Below are 1673 nucleotides of genomic sequence, written 5' to 3' on the forward strand. Positions count from 1 at the left end.
ATATTTATTTGGCATTCGATCCATGAGGCAAACCATTAAGGAGATTGAAACCAATGTGGCTTATCGTTGGTTTCTTGGTTATGGACTCACAGAAAAAATCCCCCATTTTTCAACATTCGGAAAGAATTATGTCCGTCGCTTTCAAGACACGGATCTATTTGAAATGATTTTTGATTACATTTTACAAGAAGCTATCAATCATTGTTTTGTCAATCCAGAAGTCATCTTTATTGATTCAACACATGTGAAAGCCAATGCAAATAAAAAGAAATATGTTAAGAAGCTGGTTTGGGCCTGTGTCCGAACCTTCCAAGAGCAACTTGAGGATGAAATCAACTAGGATCGATTGGCTCATGGAAAAAAGACATTGGCTCTCAAGACGGATGATGAAGTTAAAGAGGTTAAGGAAAGCACAACTGATCCGGAAAGCGGGTATTTTGTCAAAAATGAACGGGGCAGAGTTAACAAACTTTACACTTAAACTCACAAAGGCTATTTGGTGTAGGAAATTTGTATTGATAGAAATGACATATTTTGATAAGATTAACATTAAAAGGCGACTAATTAGATCATAATTATAGGTATTTGCCGAGGAGGCACGAATGATGGGAAGCGAAGCACTTTTTAACAGTTTATTTGATCAATGGGCCGAAGATTACGATCAAGCAGTCGCTGGCGGCCATCCGGAATATATCGAAGTATTTGAGGGGTACGCCAATATTTTGAAATCAGTGGTGGATTCTCTTGCACTTCCCAAAGGAAGCGTCGTGATGGAGTTCGGCGTAGGTACTGGAAATTTAACAAGTCTGCTTTTTGCGGAGGGTTACCGGGTAATTGGAATTGAACCGTCGGCTGCAATGCGCGAAAAAGCTAAAGCCAAACTGCCCGATCTGGAGTTGCATGAAGGGCATTTTTTGAACGTACCCTCCGGTCTCCCATCAGTGGACGCTATTGTAAGCACTTATGCGTTTCACCATTTGACAGATGAGATGAAAGACCAGGCGCTCCGTGATTTGGTCAAACGGCTCAATCCGGGCGGCAAAATTGCGTTTGCCGATACAGTGTTCCGCGATGAAGGGACCAAACTGGCCATGCAACGAGAAGCCGAGGAGCGCGGTTTTCACGAGCTCGCCTTGGATCTGAAACGGGAGTATTACCCGGTGATGAGTCGGTTAGAACGCGCTTTCTGCCAAGCCGGACTCACCGTGCGTATGAAACAGCTCAATCGGTATGTTTGGCTGATGGTGGCCGAACTAAATCGGGAAGCTTGATCCTCACTGCGGTTTCAAAAACCCCTAGTGACTAGCATGTGGTTTTTGGTTCGACCTCCGATATTAGCAGTTCATGTTTTCCGTGAATCAGAAAGGTTTCTTATTATTGGTATGTATGAAAAACAACTAAATGCTCAAGCCTGTAATAATTAAATTAACATGTAACTAAATAGGTGAGGTAAACATATAGTGATCAAGCCCAAAATTATGTGTAAATTTCCTCGGTCAGAAAAGTCGGCGTTCAACTTATGCGTGTAACTTTTGGCTGAGGTTTTTCATTGGATTTTCGCCACTCCAAATACTCCGGTCATGTCCAAGTACTTTCTACCACTGGCCCATTTTTCGTCCACTTCCATCAGTAGTGCTCCCAGCAAACGCAACACGGAAGCTCGATTCGGAAAG

1 protein-coding gene and 2 pseudogenes are annotated in these 1673 nt (G+C 42.8%); 2 read left to right on the forward strand and 1 reads right to left on the reverse strand.

The features are described from left to right. Both I8U18_RS17515 and I8U18_RS17520 read left to right on the forward strand, forming a co-directional pair. A pseudogene (locus I8U18_RS17515) lies at positions 1 to 454 on the forward strand (transposase); the annotation flags it as partial. 151 nt (positions 455 to 605) lie between these two features. After that, positions 606 to 1271, forward strand: coding sequence for a class I SAM-dependent DNA methyltransferase (locus tag I8U18_RS17520; RefSeq protein ID WP_033102227.1), 666 nt, complete (start codon positions 606 to 608; stop codon positions 1269 to 1271). Between the two features lie 241 nt (positions 1272 to 1512). Here I8U18_RS17520 and I8U18_RS18460 read toward each other — a convergent pair. Then, positions 1513 to 1673, reverse strand: a pseudogene (locus I8U18_RS18460) (IS256 family transposase); the annotation flags it as partial.

The sequence above is a fragment of the Thermoactinomyces sp. CICC 10522 genome (assembly GCF_016055075.1).
Taxonomy (GTDB): Bacteria; Bacillota; Bacilli; order Thermoactinomycetales; family Thermoactinomycetaceae; genus Thermoactinomyces_A; species Thermoactinomyces_A daqus.